Below are 17,722 nucleotides of genomic sequence, written 5' to 3'. Positions count from 1 at the left end.
CATCATGCCTGAACAGGACTAATTACACGTATTATACCAGAATCATTCGATATCCTATAATTGCATATTCGCTGTGCTGGGTGTAGAAGCACCGTGAGCATGGAGCTAGCGCAGCACACGCAGTCTGCGCAGTAGCTTGGCAAGGCGAGGCCCCAACTTGGGCACAGCCGCCAGCTCCGCGGCGGTCAGTAGCCCTGTCCGGGCCGCGGCCAGCAAGAACACGGCCGAGCCTGCGGCAATGCCCAGTAGGCTCACGCCCAGCGCGGCCAGCCTGCGGTCGGCCGCGACACCCATGCCGCCGAGCACGGCTTCGGCGGCCCAGGCCGTGCCTAACGCCGCCAGACTCATGGCGGCGATCACCAGCGCCGGCTTCGCCAGGACGGCGCCAGGGGCAGGGCGAAGGGCGACAAGTCGCGCCAGCAGCGCCACATTCAAGCCAGCCGCCAGCATGTAGGCGACTGCGCCTGCCAGGGCCGCGCCGCTGATGCCCAGCGCCGGCACAAGCATGACGTTCAGCAGCGCCTTGACGCCTGCGGCGGCCAGCATGCTGAACGCGGGTGCGCGCACAGCGCCGAGGCCTTGCAGCAGCGCCGCCGCAATAATGCTGACGGTGCTGCCCGCAGCCGTCAACGCCATGTACCGCAGTGCTTCGGTGCCTGCGGCATCTCCGTACAGCATGCGGTTAATCGGCTCCGCCAACACCGCGAGACCCGCGGATGCCGCCAGGCCGATCAACCAGAACCAGCGCAGCGCAAGGCCTGCTTGCTGCCGGACGGCTTCTGGCCCGCCCTTTAACCGGGCTTCCGCCATCGCCGGAATAAACAGCACAGATAGTGACGTGGCCAGCATCGTCACCAGTTGAACCAGCGGCAATCCACGGTTATAGATGCCGAAGGAAACCATCGACTGAAGCTCATCCAGTCCTTCTCCTCGCAGCAATCGGGGCACGGTGAAGGTATCCACCAGATTCATCAGCGGTACAGCTAGCGACCCGAGACAGACGGGAATGGCGTACATGAGCAGCGTCTTGATCCACTCACCATTGGATCGTGATCTTTCTGCCAGAGCCGGGTTAATAGCACTCACCGTTTTTTTCAGCGGCGTAACCGGTGTATTCTCCTGACGCTCATGACGATCTGATCCAACCTCTCCGCTGTTACTGCTCCATTCCGAATTCAACTGTTCGGTGACTGCTTCCCTGCCTTTTCGCCGGTGACGGACCATGTACCCTAACATGGTTAACAGCCCAACCATCCCACCAGCAACGGAGCCCATCATGGCACCAGCAGCAATAGTCTCAAGCGAAGCGTCCCGTCTCATCAACCACAGAAGAAGAACAATCATGACGGTGACACGTATCGTCTGCTCCACCACTTGTGATACTGCTGTTGGAACCATCTGCTGTAATCCCTGAAAATATCCACGCAGCCCTGTCATCACCGGTACGAATAATAACGCCCATGAAGCAGCACGAATCGATGGAACCACATGGCGGTTGCCAATCATGTCAGCGATCAGCGGCGCACCTGCATACATCAAGAGCGCCATTATAATTCCAATTCCCCCGAGCAGTAGGGAAGATAGTCGAATAATTCTTCTGCTCTCGTCTGGTCTTCCGAGTGCGTTCTGTTCTGCTACGAATTTGGATACGGCCAGCGGCAGCCCTGCAGCAGCAAGCGTGATAATGAGCATATATAACGGATACACCGTATTGTAGATGCCAAATACACCGTCTCCCCCCAGATTCTGCAGCGGAATCTTCTGAAAAGCACCAATGATTTTAGAGATAATGGCAGCAAGCCCAAGTATAAATGCACCCTGTAGCAGCCTTGAGCCTGTAGACGGCTGTTTCATAAGTCCCTCCCGCGTAATCCTTTTAAGCATACCTTGCTATTATAACTGCCTGAAGGCACGCAGACTAACCCTCCCCCATCACAATCATCCGGATTAACTTCGTTGTCCCTTAAAATGCAAAAACTCCCGTATGCCCAAGACAGGGCACCAGGAGTTAATCTGCGGTCTATTGTTCCATTTGCTTGCCAAGGAAACCAGCAGCCGTCTCAGACATCTTCACTTCCATCTGAGACATCTTCACCGATTCATCCTTATTAAACAGGATAACCGTTCCGATGGGGTCACCACCTGAAATAATCGGCGCAATAACAAAAGAGGATAACGTCTCGTCATGATCTTTGCTAAGTTCATAAGAACCGTTGTTTGTTTCCAAAATGGTCTTTCTGTTTTCCATACATCCCTCTAACAGCTGACCTACCTGCTTGTCCAAATATTCTTTCTTGGAGCCGCCTGCCACCGTGATAATGGTATCCCGGTCAGAAATCATCGTTACATGTCCTGTACTCTCATACAGGGATTCTGCATATTCTTTGGCAAAATCACCAAGTTCGCCAATTGGCGAATATTTTTTAAGGATAACTTCTCCATCACGATCCACGAAAATTTCCAGTGGATCACCTTCACGAATACGTAACGTACGGCGGATTTCTTTTGGAATGACCACACGACCAAGGTCATCTATACGGCGGACAATACCAGTAGCTTTCATTTCACATGTTGCCCCACTTTCTCGAGAAGATTTTTCAACTACTGTTCCTTAATGGGTAGAGGAAAGTCCCAGAACGTTTAGTGTGATATCTTGACCATAGTATTCATCTGTTCCCATTTCCTTATACATGCTTCGGAGAATATAGTTGTGTAACTTTCGAAGAAGGCGACCATGTACCCATACGACTTGAATATATAAAAGAAGAAGCAAGAAGGAGGTCCTAAGTCCTCCCCTTGCTTCTCTGTATGGTTGTCCATATTTACGTAGTACAAGGCATTCATTCGGGCGAATTCAACCCTGAACGTATGCTAACACAGCAATTTTACCAGCTTACTTGCTGCTTGTACCTTCATCTGTAGTTGCATCTTTGTCTGTTCCAGTCGTACCTTGGTCAGTCTTGGTATCCGTACCTGTGGAGTCATCCGTTTTTGGTTCGGTTGTTTTTTCTCCTTCAGTTCCTGTACCCGTAGTGCCTTCAGTTGTGCCTTCAGTCTTACCTTCTTCAGCTTTTTCTGTTTTTGGCAGTTTAACTTCTTTTACGATTTTGTCCAATTCATTTTGCATGAACGTATCGATTTCGGCTGCAGCCAATTGGCTCTTCAGACTTTCTTTTTGTTCAGCCGTCAATTTGGCAAAGTCAGCTTCAGTACGAGCTTCCACTTTCATGACGTGGTAACCGTACTCTGTCTCTACTGGATCACTGATCTTATTCAGTGGCAATGTTTTTGCAGCTTCCTTAAATGCTTCCACCCAGCTACCTACAGGTGTATTTTCATACAGTCCACCCTTTTCAGCAGAACCTGGATCTTCGGAATATTTTTTTGCAATTTCAGCAAAATCAGCTCCGCCATCCAGCTTGGTTTTTACTTCTTTTGCAATTTTAAGTGCATCTTCTTTTTTACGCTCTTTTTGCGTTTTTGGATCTGTGAAGTTAATCAGCACGTGACGAACGGAAGCCGTTGTGAACTGATCTTTGTTTTTCTCAAACTCAGCCTTGATTGCATCGTCCGTAACGCCTGTTTCTTTATCTTTGATTACTGTCATGATCCGAGTCATGTAGTCTTTAATGTTGTCGTCAGTCAGTTTCTGAGCTTTGAGCATTTCTGTCCATTGATCTGCCTGAACAGAAGCTTTCATTTTATCGAATTGCTCAGTTGCCGCTTTTGTACCTGCTGTTTTGGCTTCTTCACTTGCTTTGCCACTCAGATATTCATAAGCAACTTCCTGTTTCACCAGATACTCTTTGAAATCGTCCATATCCATCATTTGTGCATACTCCGGATAGAGGAATTTCATGACACGTTGCTCCATGTCGAATTCATTGGCTGTAATGGTACCACCATCATACGTAGCGACTACAGCACTTGTATCCGTGGATTCAGGTGTTTTTGCTTCTTCCTTCTTGCCACATGCAGCAAGCAGTGATAAGGATAGTACTGCAACCATGCTCACAGACAGTACTTTTCCTACTTTTTTATACTTTGGTAACATCCTTTAGTTCCCCCTTTGATTTAAAAGCAGTTTTCATGGACTCCAGAATTTTCTCTACCAGCTCCATCAGTTGCTTATCCCCAAGCCCCTTGCCTTTAGCGTGAATCAGCATATGGGGTCCTTGTTCAAATTGTACACGTCTTTCGAACTGATTTCCAATGTGCGCGATTTTCGAGAGTTCAAAGGCATGTTCACGCCCTTCATAGAACTTCACGGTAATGTCCTCACCACGTTGGGAAATGGACTCAATACCGTAGATTTTGCCGTATACTTTCATCCGCGCAACAGCCAGCAAGTTAATGACGGCTTCCGGAAGATCACCGAATCGGTCAACCAATTCGTCTTCCAACTCCATCGCATCGTCGAAGGATGCAATGACCGCCACTTTTTTGTAGATCTCAATCTTCTGAATACTGTCATAGATATAATCGGACGGCAAGTAAGCATCGATACTGAGATCCAGGGTTGTGTTCCACTGGTCTGAAGGTACCGGCTCTTCGCCAAGCATCGTAACTTTGCGTTTGTTGATCTCCTCCGCAAGCATCTGGGAATACAGATCAAACCCGACGGAAGCGATGAAACCATGCTGCTCCGCTCCTAGCAGATTTCCCGCCCCACGAATCGACAAGTCACGCATGGCGATTTTGAATCCTGAACCCAGTTCGGTGAATTCTTTGATTGATTGCAGACGTTTCTCAGCAACTTCAGTAAGCACTTTATCCCGTTGGTACGTAAAATAGGCATACGCAATACGGTTGGAACGACCCACACGTCCGCGCAGCTGATACAGTTGGGAGAGTCCCATTTTATCCGCATCATGTACGATCAGTGTATTTACGTTCGGAATATCTACCCCGGTCTCGATGATACTTGTGCTCACAAGCACGTCATATTCACCATCCAGGAAGTCCAGAATCGTTTTCTCCAGCTCTGTTTCCGACATCTGACCATGTCCTACACCAACTTTGGCTTCAGGCACAAGCTCAGAAATTTCGGCAGCCATCTCCTGAATTCCCTGAACACGGTTGTAGAGGTAATACACTTGCCCACCACGGGCAAGCTCACGCTCAATGGCTTCACGCACAAGCGCCTGGCTGTGTTCAACCACATAGGTCTGCACCGGGAAACGATTCTCTGGTGGAGTCTCAATAACGGACAGATCACGCACACCCAGCATGGACATATGAAGCGTACGCGGAATCGGCGTTGCCGTTAGTGTCAGCACATCCACATTGGTTTTCAGCTTCTTCAGTTTTTCCTTATGGGTTACACCGAAGCGCTGTTCTTCATCAACAATGAGCAGTCCCAGGTCCTTGAACACCAGATCCTGTGACAGCAATCGATGCGTCCCGATGACAATATCCACTGTGCCTGCCTTGATGCCTTTGGCTGTTTCATTCTGCTCTTTACGGGAGCGGAACCGGCTAAGCACATGAATGTTGAACGGATAACCGGAGAAGCGCTCACGGAACGTCTCAAAATGCTGCTGTGCCAAAATAGTTGTTGGCACGAGGACAGCCACCTGTTTGCCTTCAATAGCTGCTTTAAATGCAGCCCGAATAGCCACCTCGGTTTTGCCGTAACCAACATCCCCACACAATAAACGATCCATTGGACGGTTTTGTTCCATGTCCTTTTTGATTTCTTCGATCGCACGCACCTGATCACGTGTCTCATCGTAAGGGAACATGTCCTCAAACTCCTGCTGCTCCGCAGAATCCTTGTCGAATCCAAACCCTTTGGAGGTCTGACGCTCTGCATACAGCTTAATTAGATCATCAGCAATATCCTGTACGGATGTGCGAACTTTATTTTTAACCCGTGTCCACTCATTGCCGCCCAGCTTGTATATTTTCGGTTCTTTCTCTTCGGAACCAACATATTTCTGAATCAGATCGATCTGCTCAATAGGTACAGACAGTTTGTCTCCACCCGCATAGAGAATATGCATGTAGTCCTTATGAATACCGCCAACCTCGAGGGTGCCGATCCCCAGGTACTTACCAATCCCGTGGTTCTGATGAACGACATAATCGCCCACTTTTAGCTCGCTATATGATTTGATCCGTTCAGCATTATCCACATTCCGAATCGGTTTGCGTACTTTACGCTGTTTTTGCGAGAACATCTCGCCCTCGGTCACAACAGCCAAATGAATGGACGGCATTTCAAATCCCGTTTGCAAATTACCAATCATCATCTCTGGCTCTGGAATATCATAGTCCATCAGTACCCGGCGCATCCGCTCGAGTCGCTCCTCACCGTTCGCCAGCATGAGCACTTTGACTCCGGCCTTCTGCCAACGCTCCATCTCTGCCTTCAGTACGTTCATCTGTCCATGGAAATCCTGCATGCCACGACTGATGAAGTTCAGAATGTTTTGTGGTTGAGTGTGTGGAACTTGGCGCAAAAAGATCGACATAAACAGCGTCTGGAATGGACGCTCATACAAGAGTTCATCACCGTCTGCGGATAATGGAAGATCCGGAAGTGTTTTTCCGTTTTGCATCAAATGCAGGTTCCACTCTGATTCATCACGGTCCAGCTGTTTCGATGTCTCCGATAGTCTGGCAGGCTCATCAAGAACCAGCAGGGTATCTTCTGGCATATAGTCGTAGATCGTTTTGTTCTCCGGATAGAGCGGAGAAATATATTTATACATTTCGGAGAAATACACGTGTTCCCGCAAAAGCTCGATCTCCCGGTGAATTTCCTCACGAAGACGCAGCTTCGCCTGCCGGTCCGTCATTTTCTCCAGCTGTTGCTCCAGCAAAAGAGCAGCCGCATCGGCAGCCTTTTCCATACGTTCACGATCTGCAATTAACTCCTTGCATGGTAAAACCGTAATTTCTTCAATCCGTTCAATCGAACGCTGATCCGCTGGATCAAATGTCCGAATGGAGTCGATCTCATCATCAAATAACTCCACCCGATATGCGATCGATGAAGTAACCGGATAGAAGTCGATGATACCTCCGCGTACACTCATCTCACCACGAGATTCCACGCGTTCCACACGCTCGTATCCGAGCTTTACCATCTCCAGTAGGAAGGAGTCCAGTTGAAGTGTGTTACCCTGTTTGATCAAAATTCGAGCATTGGCCATCACTTCCGGAAGCGGAACATAACGTCTTACCCCGGAAAAAGGAATAACAACAACGCCCCTGAATCCCTGGGCGCAACGGACCAACACATCAATACGCTGACCCAATGTTTCCGGGCTGGAAACAGCAGCTTCCGCAGCGACAAGTTCGTTGGCAGGATAGATCAACACCTGATCAGGTGAAAGCGCTTCCTGTAAATCTTCTGCAATTTTTTGAGCTGAAAACATATTGTGTGTTACTACGAGCAATGGTCGGTTCATTTCCTGATGCAAGGCAGCCAGCATAATCTGACGCGCCGAGCCGGATAAACCCGAAACCAATTGTTCCTTCATGCCGGACTTGATTCCGGCTGTAATGGATCCGAAGTCCGGATCTTTGGAAAAAGCCTGTATAAGTGCTTGTAACAAAAGGGGCACCTCTCTTATAACTTACTTGATTATCTCACGCATACGCGTAGCATCACTATTAAAATGGATACAAATTCCTTTTTGTCCTGTTTCATCATATCGGATTACTCGCAACATTACCACATCTGTTGATGCGGCTGAGCCTGATTTCGAGATAGCCATGACTTTCATGCCAACTGAAAAGAAGCCTCAGCAGGCTGCCAAGGCTATAAAAGGTGGAGCGTTATTACGCAACCGCCCTCAACTGTCATTCGATCCTGTACAGGCGATGTCTACTGAAGCGGACTCGCGAGCAGGCTAAGCTCCGGATTGTGCTCCAGGGCTTCCTTACAGTAATCACATGTAATCCGAACGGTAATGTCACCACCGGAATTATACGCTATTATATCCCTCCGCTCGTCGGGGGTCAAGAAATGAAAGCCGAGCTCTACTTCCGTTATCCGGGCAGAATCGATTCGTCCAATAAAGGTACGGCAATGCCTACATACGTAATTCACTGACATGTTTATGCCTCCTGAACATGGTTTATACATCCAGTATGTCCAGTATGGCTGAATCGAACCCGTCTTTATGATCATTTTACCAGTATGTCTTACAAAATTAACCGTTAAACTTCGCCATTGTTTGTTCAAACGTATGAGTCAAGCTATGCTCCAGGGCATCACATGTTTGCTCAATGGTCTGATCAAGGGCTTCCTTTTCTTTCTTCATGAATGTCGACAGTACATAATCAACAATGGCATGTCCTGGTTCAGGCCGGGATATTCCCATGCGTACCCGGTTAAACTGCTGTGTACCAGTATGCTGAATAATGGACTTGATTCCATTATGTCCGCCTGCACTACCTTGGTAACGCAATCTGACTTTGCCAATCTCTGTATCCATGTCGTCGTACACAACAATCAGATCTTCAAGACTAACTTTATAAAAGTCCATATATGCTCGAACCGATTCACCAGACAAGTTCATATAGGTCATTGGTTTGATCAGTACAGTTTTCACACCGCCAATATTGCCTTCTCCAATCAGCGCTTTACATTTATTCTGTGTAATGGAGATATTATGACGATCAGCCAACCGATCCAGTGCCATAAAACCGATATTATGACGGGTTTTGGCATAGTTCGAGCCTGGATTTCCAAGTCCGACAATCCACTTCATCTTGTTCCCTCCTTCGGATTAGCCTGAGGTGAGGCATAGACTTCGAATCTTATATTTCATATAATATCAAGAAAGTAAAGATCGATTAACTGTAGTGTTCACAGTTAATATTTTATCGACCCAGGAAGGTGAGCGGGTTTTGCGCGAAGACAATGGACAACTGACTCAACATAGCGATTTTATCTATCATCTCGAATATCACGTACCTGTACAGGTATACGACCGCGACACCCATATTGAGATTGGTCTAATCACACGTTTCGATAATCAATTCGTCGAAATTGCTGACACGCTTTTTCATCGGCGTCGTTTCCGATTTATCTCCCGCCCGGGGTATTAGCTGACCAGCGTCTGTTTCACTTTTAATAAAACGGCACGCCGACAGGGGTTACATTTTCCATTGAACCGGAAAACGTAACCCCTCTACTACTTTATGCAGACATCCTTATTCAATTTCAAACAGCTTGCTGATTGACAATTCCTCATGAACCCGGATAATCGCTTCTCCGAGCAAAGGCGCTACAGACAACACTTTGAGTTTGCTTGTCGGATTAGCATGCGTAATTGGAATAGTATCCGTTACGATGACTTCCTTCAATGGTGCATTCTCCAAACGTTCCATCGCAGGTCCGGACAATACCGGGTGAGTACAGCACGCGTATACTTCTTTTACGCCGCCTTCCATCAGAGCATTCGCTCCCAGTACAATCGTTCCCGCCGTGTCAATAATGTCATCGATCAGGATAGCTGTTTTACCCTCGATGTTACCGATAATGTTCATCACTTCGCTCACATTTGGCTCAGGACGACGTTTATCGATAATCGCCAGGGGTGCATTCAGGAAATCAGCCAGTTTACGTGCGCGCACTACGCCACCGTGGTCAGGCGACACAACAACCGGATTTTCGATCTGTTTCGACCGGAAATATTGAGCCAGAATTGGCACGCCAAGCAAATGGTCGACTGGAATGTCGAAGAATCCCTGGATCTGCATTGCATGCAAGTCCATCGCGATGACACGGGTTGCACCCGCTTTTTCAATCAGGTTAGCAACCAGTTTCGCTGTAATCGGGTCACGTGAACGTGCCTTGCGATCCTGCCTTGCATAGCCATAGTAAGGAATAACGACGTTAATCGTCTTGGCAGATGCCCGTTTGAGTGCATCAATCATAACGAGCATTTCCATCAGGTTATCATTAACCGGCAAGCAAGTGGACTGCACGATATAAACGTGACAACCCCGAACACTCTCGGAGAGTTTCACTTGAATCTCGCCATCACTAAAGCTGGTTGTGTGAGATTCACCCATAGGGATCCCGATATAATCAGCAATTTGATGGGCAAGCTTGGGGTTAGAATTGCAAGTAAATATTTTTAATTTCGAATCAAAATAAGTCATAAAATAAAAACCCTCCGTGCTGGTTCATTGGAATCAATAAGCGTCTGCGACATGTCGGCACCTCCCCGATCTTCGGGAGGCAATCTTGTTATCAAAACCCCTTATTGGGGTTTGGCATTCTGTTTCTTGGCTTTGGCACGTCCGCGAATCTTCTCCGCATAACCAGGTTTATTCTCCTGACGTGGACGAGCAATGGCCAGATCATTCTCGGGAACGGAATGGGTAACGGTGGAGCCAGCAACCACATAAGCGCCTTTTCCTACCGTAATCGGTGCAATCAGATTGACGTTGCTGCCTACAAAAGCATCATCTTCAATCGTTGTCACAGCTTTATTATAACCATCATAATTGACAGTTATTGCCCCGCATCCAACATTTACGTTTTTCCCTACTTTGGCATCTCCAATATAGCTGAGATGAGATACTTTGGAACCTTCATCAATTGTAGCATTTTTCACTTCAACAAAGTCACCAATTTTTACGTTGCGACCCAGCTTAGTCCCTGGACGCAAATTAGCAAATGGACCTACCGTTGCATCAGAACCAACCTCGGCATTGGATACTACCGAATGTTTAATCGTAACTCCGTCCTGAATAACGCTGTCTTCCACATCTGCCTGAGGACCAATATGACATGCTTCACCGATGGAAGTTGTGCCTTTGAGGATCGTCCCCGGATACAGAACTGTATCTGATCCAATCGTAACATCCGCTCCGATATATGTCGATGACGGATCAATGATTGTCACACCGTTCAACATATGGCGTACGGCAAGACGTTCACGCATGAAGGCTTCGGCTTGCGAAAGTGCAAGTCGGTCGTTAACCCCGATGGATTCTGCGATGTCATCCGACATGTAAGCTTCAACCACTTCTCCATCATTGCGGAAAATGCCAACTACGTCTGTGAGATAATACTCTCCCTGAGCGTTCTGGTTCGTCACTTTTTCCAAGGCAGCGAACAATTTTGCATTATCGAAACAGTATGTGCCTGTGTTAATCTCATTCACAGCATCTTCCTGCTCTGTGCAATCCTTTTGTTCCACAATCCGTTGTACAGATCCATCTTCTCCGCGAATGACGCGGCCATAACCTTTGGGATTGTCCAACTGAGCCGTAAGAACTGTGGCTGCTGCTCCGCTGCTCTCATGCAACTTCATCAGACCTTCCAACGTCTCACTGGTCACAAGTGGTGTATCTCCGCAGACCACAATCGTAGAGCCAGTTTCACCGCCAAGCAAGGATTTAACCTGCTTCACTGCATGACCTGTACCCAGTTGTTCCGCCTGAAGTGCATACTCCGCTCTGGAACCCAAAAATGACTGCACCGCTTCGGCACCATGACCGACTACAACTACACTGCGTTCAACGCCTGCGCTGAGTGCTGCATCCAGCACATGTCCAACCATAGGTTTACCGCATACGGGATGCAGTACTTTGTACAATTTTGATTTCATTCGTTTTCCTTGCCCTGCGGCAAGAACGATTGCCATTCGTTTCAAAATTAACGACCTCCTGTTCTGAAAATCCCATTGAAATGCATCGCTGATCTATATCCAATGAGTATCGTTCAGCCGGCTTCAAGCCGGTCCTGTTCATCGCCTGCTGTCTCTGTAATCACACGTAACAACGCGGACACCAACGAATCGTGACCTATATGTATACGCCGTGTACCTGCGAGCTTAACCGAATCCCAATGATTCCTAAGATGCCGCCCTGCCACCAAGCGCACGATGCGCTTTTTGTTCTCTGCTAATAAACTCAATACTGAATATATCTTATTCCGGTCAAAAAGAAAAGAGAGCCATAAGACATGGCTCTCTTTTCCTTCGAACCCCAATAATGTTCTCAGGCACCTTCTTCAATGACTTCTTCCTCAGTTGCCGCACGATCGTATTCAGTCAAAACTGCTGCCTGAATCTTCTCACGCGTACCGGAAGAGATCGGGTGGGCGATATCACGGAACTCTCCATCAGGAGTACGTTTGCTCGGCATAGCAACAAACATTCCGTTGTTACCATCAATGACACGAATGTCATGAACGACGAATTCGTTATCGATGGTAATGGATGCGATAGCCTTCATTCTCCCCTCCGAGTTAACACGGCGGAGTCTGACATCCGTAATTTGCATGTGTGTGTTCACCACCTTTTTCCATCAGAACTTGGTGTATAATTCCACACAGCATATACGAACTCCTTCTTTTTATAACCACAAAAATTTCCTAATTTCAGGAATTTTTTTATTTAATACACAATTCGACAACGTTAGTGCCAGGTCGATGGAAAAGACCTTTTAACGACATAACATTCGTCATCTTTCTACAGGTCAAAATAGTTGCCAGGCTTGACGGAAATCTGTCTGCTCTTGGCATCAACCGCTGTCAGTTTCGCCAGAGATACGTAATCTGTTAACAGGCGTTCTTCTGAATCTACAGAACCAGATTCCACCAGTACCCCTACCCCGGCTACTGTAGCATTAAACTCGGCCAAAAGATCGATCATTCCTTGCACCGTACCCCCGGCCTTCATGAAGTCATCCACAATAAGTACTCTGGAATGCTCACGCATCGCCCTACGAGAGAGCGACATGGTATGCAGACTTTTATGGGACCCGGATACATAATTGATACTTACGGCCGATCCTTCTGTAGCCTGATGGTCCCTGCGTACGAGCACGACAGGCAGGTTGAGCTGGGCTCCGGTCGCATAAGCCAGTGGAATTCCTTTGGTTTCTACCGTCATAACCACATCAATATTCATATTGCCAAAGGCCGTTGCAAAAATCTTGCCGGCTTCATTCATCAATGCGGGCTGACCAAGCAAGTCGGACATGTACAGGTATTCTCCAGGCAAGATCCGATCAGGTTGCGCGAGCTGGGTCGAGAGCCGCTCCGCAAATGCCAATGCCAGTTCTCGGGATACCTTCGGAATCCATCTTACTCCCCCGGCTGCTCCAGCCAGTGTATGCAGTTCTCCTGACCCACCTTCTTCGAACACTTCTTTGATAATCGCTAAATCTTCACTAATTGAAGACTTTGCGGCACCATAACGTTCGGCAAATGTGGTCAACGGAATAACCGTATGCGGTCTGGACAATAAGTATTGCGTCATTTCAACCAGCCTTGCGCTTCGTTTTAACTTCTTCACAGAGATCCATCCTCACGATCACGGAAACATCCAAATCCGAATAATTATTTAAGAATATAACACCTTTATACGTGTTTGTACATTATAAAAGCGAATTTTACGTTAACATACGTACAGCATACACTTCTTTACAGAACCCACGCAGACCATTGTATATCCGGGCAACCTTGGATTCTTTGGAAACCAGACCAAATACCGTTGGACCGCTACCAGACATTAACACGCCGTCTGCACCCAATCGAATCATGGCATCCTTCAGATGCTGAACTTCCGGATACAGTTTCAACGTCACATCTTCAAGCACATTGCCCATCTGGTCACAGACTTCCGTAAATGATTGATTGCGTATAGCCTGCTCCATTTTAGTTGCACTTGGATGACGAACAATCTTGTCACTGCGGAACCTTCCGTACACATCGGCTGTAGACACATTAATCGGAGGCTTGGCCAGAATTACCCAGCACTGCGGCGGATTAGGAATGGGAGTTAACTTCTCACCACGGCCTGTAGCGAGTGCAGTCCCTCCTGTGATACAGAATGGAACATCCGACCCGAGTTCAGCTCCAAGCTCCTGCAGTTCGTGATCCGGTATATTCAACCGCCACAGACGGTTCAATCCACGCAGCGCTGCTGCTGCATCACTGCTGCCGCCGGCGAGTCCGGCGGCAACTGGAATCTTTTTATCCAGATGAATGTGGACGCCCGTACGCACGTTATAGCGTTCCTTAATGAGTCTGGCTGCCTGGAAAGCCAGATTCTTCTCGTCGAGCGGGATATAACCTGCCTGACTGGAGATGAAAATAGTATCTCGCGGCAGCTCCGACATTTCCAGCCGATCAGCCAGATCGACCATGGTCATGATCATTTCAACTTCATGGAATCCATCGCTTCTTTTATGTAAAACGTCCAGCATCAAATTAATTTTAGCAGGCGCTTTTTCGTAAATTTTCAAGGCGTTCACCCGTCCTCACCTTTTCCCTAAGACAACTTAACATATTATATCAAAATGGGGCTGTCAAGTCATTTGTATTCCGCATCTAAGGGGAAAAAGCGGGGTTGTTCCTGACGGATTTCCCCGCTTTTCAGTCTGCTTGAAACGGATTAAGATTTGCGCGCAGCCTGTTCAGCAAGTTGAATTGCACGTTTTACCATGTTTCCTGCATCCTTGGCTTTAATTCCGCCCCAGCCTTCCTGTTGCACAGTATCATAGAAGCCCAGATCTTTCGCGAGCTCATTCTTCAGATCCTCTGACATGACACTTCTTCTTCTGCGACTCATGAACCATCCTCCTCCAAAGTATCCTTCATAATGTGATGAGTTCGTTGTTCGTTCACGTTTTGGACATTTTGTCACCAGGCCATATTCAGTTTCCTACATTGCTTAAGAAACTGTCCCTTCACCTGTCCATATAGTATGCCGCGACCGTTCCTCGCTCATTCCTGAGTATGTATGGGTTACGTTAGAGGGAGAATTGGTGTTTAAAGAAAACAAAAAAGCGATCCGCCTTGTGGGGCGAATCGCCTGTAAATCGATACTTACGTCTCCATATAGGAGCTATGCGTCTGGCTGCCCGGGTCATAAACCATGACTTCCACCGATTCCGTAAGTATATCCGCATAACTATAAGATACTCGCTTGAAGGTTTCTTGCTCCTCATCAAGCTTAACAATAAAAACAGAAGGGTACGTTTCTTCCAATACACCCGTACGCTCAATGGTCTTACGGCGGCCACCATTAGCCCGCAACATAATTTTCTGACCAATATGTGCATCGAGATTGCGTTTGATATCCAACAGCGTGTTTTTAGCCATTGTCGACGACCACCTCTTTTCTTGTCCATTATACCGGATTTTACAGTCATTGTCAAATCAAAACTAATTATTATATCAGCATCAAAAAGTTGTTGTCAATGAATTTTTTTGCAAACAAAAAAAGCCCCAAATTGGGACTTTAAATGGCCTACATCAGACTGCCGACGGGTTCACTTTTAGCGTAGATAAATCATTCAGCCCAGGCAGACCTACCCGGTAACTCCCCCGTGTCTCGACACCACCCACACCCTGGCTACCACTGATGGTATTGTGCAGAACATCACTCATGTTGACCGTATCGCGCACAGAAGTAAAGGAGGCCTTGGCTGCCACATAGACCGGATCAAGTGCATGAATGAGAATTCTGCCTGGGGAACTGGCAAAGTTCGCTCCAGCGCGCAACAGTGCCTCAAAATGGGACTGACAGGCCCCTGCCACAATAGTGAGTGCGTCCAGATGGCGTTCATATTGTCTGGCCACCTGAATGGCCGATACAAAATTTTGCGAGTTCTTGTAGCTACCAAGACTATATAAGTCATAGGGCTGACGTGTCTTTAGCACCCCATCATGACCCGTAATAACTACGATATCCGGACGTACTTTGGGTAATAAGCGGTATAAGGTATCTGCCATTGCCGATTCATGGACATACTGTCCCTCTGCGGGCACACGAAGTTGCTCATAGAGATCCATACTTTTTTTCAAATAGTTTGGATCTCCATCCAGATGAAGCACCTTTCCAGGCATTTCAAAATAAGCCGGTTCCTGCTGGGCAGACCAATCCTGTACCAGACCTTCACGATTCCGCTCAGCCTGTTCCATACGATTCTGCTGCAGACGGGACAGGGTCTGATGTGCTTTAATATGCGCCTGTCTGGTCTTGGCGCTTTGTGGTTCGTAGGGAACCTGTATCAAATCGTCCACCGGGGAATCGGCAATCAGCCGGAACTCAGTCCCTTTAATGACCGCAGCATCCAACTGGAGGCCTTCCACCCGAAAAGTCACATCGCCGCCGTATGACTTCCGAACGACCAAGTCTCCGATATTCATCAACGTAATCACCTCTACCCCATCGTATGGGCAAAGACCCGGTTTGGTTCATTCAAATTTTACAGCGCTGCACGTACCCCAGCTTCCCACATTACGGTGCTGAGTGTGGCATACTCTTGCAGACTCAACGTCTCTCCACGCCGGGACGGTTGAATACCTGCCTGCTCCAGCAGAATGTCTGCCTGTTCCCGGTTCTCCTTTGTGAAGAAACGTGCCTTCAAGTTGTTTGAGATTGTTTTTCTCCGCTGGGCAAAAGAAGCCTGTACCACTTCGAAGTAGTGTGCTTCATCCGGAATCTCCACTGGCGGCTGCTCACGCACTTTCAGCTTAATGACAGCTGATTCCACATTAGGTTGCGGAATGAAGACCGTAGGAGGCACAATACACACAAGTTCCGGCATACTGTAGTACTGAACTGCGATGCTCAGACTGCCATAGTCTTTTGATCCAGGTGCAGCAGCCATGCGTTCAGCCACTTCTTTTTGGATCATGACAACAATGCTGTCTACCGGCAGTTTCTCTTCCAGAAGTTTCATCATGATTGGAGTCGTTACATAATAAGGCAGGTTAGCCACAACACTGACTTTGTCCACGGATGCAAAATCCGTATTAAACAACTCAGCCAGATCAAGCTTCAACACATCCCCATGATGTACACGTACATTTGAATAAGGCTGCATCACTTCTCCCAGGATTGGGATTAAGCGCTGGTCAATCTCTACGGCTGTGACGGGACCGGCTACCCGAGCCAGTCGCTCCGTGAGCGCTCCAATACCCGGCCCGATCTCCAGTGCGCCCTTAGACTCGTCCAGATCGGCTGCATTAACAATTTTGTTCAGTATATTTTGATCGATCAGAAAGTTCTGACCCAGACTTTTCTTAAATGAGAATCCGTGTCTTTGAATAATCTCTTTCGTACGCTTGGGCGTTGCAATTTCAATCGTCTCTTCCATGTTCTTCATATGCTCACAATCCTTCACGTTCAATTTGCGCTAATGCTGTAGAGAATTCTTCCCGTGTAATCTGAAATACACTGAGACGTTTGTGGAACTGCTTTCCGTTACAATATCCGATGCCCAGCAGATTGCCCATCTCCATGCGACGTGCAGCAGCCTGCGGATGCACAATAAGTCCTGCCGCGATCAGGTCCTCCCAATCAATCAGGCTCGGAGCACCTTCGTATGAAGTATGTACGCGCGCCAGAGCATGACGGATCGCCTCGGGTGAGGCATTCTCCACCCCAATGTCCCCTTTGCGCGTTGCATCGGCTTCCGGAATGAAGGCATGCTTGCAGCCTGGCACCTTGTTCGCAATAATTTTTCGAATGCGTTCGCCAGCATGATCCGGATCTGTCAGTACAATGACTCCCCGTCTCTCCTGAGCAAGCGCAATCCGCTTCAGAATGCGTTGGTTGATTGCTGATCCACCTGTTTCTATGGTATCGGCTTCCACGGCCCGACGGATAGCTACCGTGTCGTCACGGCCTTCCACCACAATGACTTCTTTTATCATGTTCCATTTCTTCCTTTCTAACGCAAAAAGAAGAGGAATATCCTCTTCTCTGCCAAACGGCGGGGGAGACTGAAT

At 47.9% G+C, this 17,722-nt stretch carries 18 protein-coding genes; 1 reads left to right on the top strand and 17 read right to left on the bottom strand.

All coding sequences use genetic code 11. The features are described 5' to 3' along the window. Positions 1-105: 105 nt before the first annotated feature. The 6 genes from NST38_RS00240 to pth all read right to left on the bottom strand — a co-directional run bounded on the left by NST38_RS00240 (position 106) and on the right by pth (position 8,726). Complete coding sequence (locus NST38_RS00240) at positions 106-1,854, bottom strand: putative polysaccharide biosynthesis protein (protein ID WP_076254646.1); 1,749 nt, start codon at positions 1,852-1,854, stop codon at positions 106-108. Between the two features lie 166 nt (positions 1,855-2,020). Then, the gene (gene spoVT / locus NST38_RS00235) at positions 2,021-2,563 is read right to left on the bottom strand and encodes a stage V sporulation protein T (protein WP_036606123.1); all 543 of its coding nucleotides are present in this window, start codon (positions 2,561-2,563) and stop codon (positions 2,021-2,023) included. 330 nt (positions 2,564-2,893) lie between these two features. Further along, positions 2,894-4,054 (bottom strand): peptidylprolyl isomerase, encoded by a 1,161-nt coding sequence (locus tag NST38_RS00230; RefSeq protein ID WP_036668467.1) that lies wholly within the window; start codon positions 4,052-4,054, stop codon positions 2,894-2,896. Next, positions 4,038-7,565: a transcription-repair coupling factor gene (gene mfd / locus NST38_RS00225; RefSeq protein WP_036606125.1), complete on the bottom strand. Its 3,528-nt coding sequence runs from the start codon at positions 7,563-7,565 to the stop codon at positions 4,038-4,040. Before mfd ends, NST38_RS00230 begins: the two co-directional genes overlap by 17 nt. 272 nt (positions 7,566-7,837) lie before the next feature. Further along, positions 7,838-8,068, bottom strand: coding sequence for an anti-sigma-F factor Fin family protein (locus NST38_RS00220; protein WP_017691368.1), 231 nt, complete (start codon positions 8,066-8,068; stop codon positions 7,838-7,840). A gap of 97 nt (positions 8,069-8,165) precedes the next feature. Then, positions 8,166-8,726 (bottom strand): aminoacyl-tRNA hydrolase, encoded by a 561-nt coding sequence (pth, locus tag NST38_RS00215; protein ID WP_036606126.1) that lies wholly within the window; start codon positions 8,724-8,726, stop codon positions 8,166-8,168. A gap of 139 nt (positions 8,727-8,865) precedes the next feature. Between pth and NST38_RS00210 the strand changes: the two genes are divergently transcribed. Further along, positions 8,866-9,066, top strand: coding sequence for a hypothetical protein (locus NST38_RS00210; protein ID WP_024633712.1), 201 nt, complete (start codon positions 8,866-8,868; stop codon positions 9,064-9,066). A 105-nt stretch (positions 9,067-9,171) separates the two neighbouring features. On the opposite strand, the gene NST38_RS00205 is transcribed toward NST38_RS00210, so the two are convergent. The 11 genes from NST38_RS00205 to rnmV all read right to left on the bottom strand — a co-directional run bounded on the left by NST38_RS00205 (position 9,172) and on the right by rnmV (position 17,647). Then, positions 9,172-10,125 (bottom strand): ribose-phosphate diphosphokinase, encoded by a 954-nt coding sequence (locus NST38_RS00205; protein WP_017691370.1) that lies wholly within the window; start codon positions 10,123-10,125, stop codon positions 9,172-9,174. A 101-nt stretch (positions 10,126-10,226) separates the two neighbouring features. After that, positions 10,227-11,618: a bifunctional UDP-N-acetylglucosamine diphosphorylase/glucosamine-1-phosphate N-acetyltransferase GlmU gene (gene glmU, locus NST38_RS00200; protein ID WP_260633062.1), complete on the bottom strand. Its 1,392-nt coding sequence runs from the start codon at positions 11,616-11,618 to the stop codon at positions 10,227-10,229. Positions 11,619-11,695: 77 nt separating this feature from the next. After that, positions 11,696-11,890 (bottom strand): hypothetical protein, encoded by a 195-nt coding sequence (locus NST38_RS00195; protein WP_124118801.1) that lies wholly within the window; start codon positions 11,888-11,890, stop codon positions 11,696-11,698. Between the two features lie 83 nt (positions 11,891-11,973). Next, the gene (gene spoVG / locus NST38_RS00190; RefSeq protein WP_017691372.1) at positions 11,974-12,258 is read right to left on the bottom strand and encodes a septation regulator SpoVG; all 285 of its coding nucleotides are present in this window, start codon (positions 12,256-12,258) and stop codon (positions 11,974-11,976) included. A gap of 188 nt (positions 12,259-12,446) precedes the next feature. Next, a complete protein-coding gene (gene purR, locus NST38_RS00185; RefSeq protein WP_017691373.1) occupies positions 12,447-13,274 on the bottom strand; it encodes a pur operon repressor in 828 nt (275 codons plus the stop codon). A 97-nt stretch (positions 13,275-13,371) separates the two neighbouring features. After that, positions 13,372-14,226 carry a 4-(cytidine 5'-diphospho)-2-C-methyl-D-erythritol kinase gene (gene ispE / locus NST38_RS00180; RefSeq protein WP_076254660.1) on the bottom strand — a complete coding sequence of 285 codons (855 nt, stop codon included), beginning with the start codon at positions 14,224-14,226 and terminating at the stop codon, positions 13,372-13,374. A gap of 149 nt (positions 14,227-14,375) precedes the next feature. Beyond that, complete coding sequence (locus NST38_RS00175) at positions 14,376-14,552, bottom strand: small, acid-soluble spore protein, alpha/beta type (protein ID WP_017691375.1); 177 nt, start codon at positions 14,550-14,552, stop codon at positions 14,376-14,378. 257 nt (positions 14,553-14,809) lie between these two features. After that, positions 14,810-15,085, bottom strand: a complete 276-nt coding sequence (veg, locus tag NST38_RS00170; protein ID WP_017691376.1) for a biofilm formation stimulator Veg — start codon at positions 15,083-15,085, stop codon at positions 14,810-14,812. Positions 15,086-15,238: 153 nt separating this feature from the next. Next, complete coding sequence (gene yabG / locus NST38_RS00165) at positions 15,239-16,135, bottom strand: sporulation peptidase YabG (RefSeq protein ID WP_017691377.1); 897 nt, start codon at positions 16,133-16,135, stop codon at positions 15,239-15,241. Between the two features lie 59 nt (positions 16,136-16,194). Next, positions 16,195-17,097 carry a 16S rRNA (adenine(1518)-N(6)/adenine(1519)-N(6))-dimethyltransferase RsmA gene (gene rsmA, locus NST38_RS00160; protein ID WP_100528122.1) on the bottom strand — a complete coding sequence of 301 codons (903 nt, stop codon included), beginning with the start codon at positions 17,095-17,097 and terminating at the stop codon, positions 16,195-16,197. Positions 17,098-17,101: 4 nt separating this feature from the next. Beyond that, a complete protein-coding gene (gene rnmV, locus NST38_RS00155) occupies positions 17,102-17,647 on the bottom strand; it encodes a ribonuclease M5 (protein WP_017691379.1) in 546 nt (181 codons plus the stop codon). Positions 17,648-17,722 lie beyond the last annotated feature (75 nt).

Source organism: Paenibacillus sp. FSL H8-0104 (assembly GCF_038050215.1).
Lineage (GTDB): Bacteria > Bacillota > Bacilli > Paenibacillales > Paenibacillaceae > Paenibacillus > Paenibacillus amylolyticus.
This window is presented reverse-complemented; position numbering and strand designations above follow the sequence as displayed.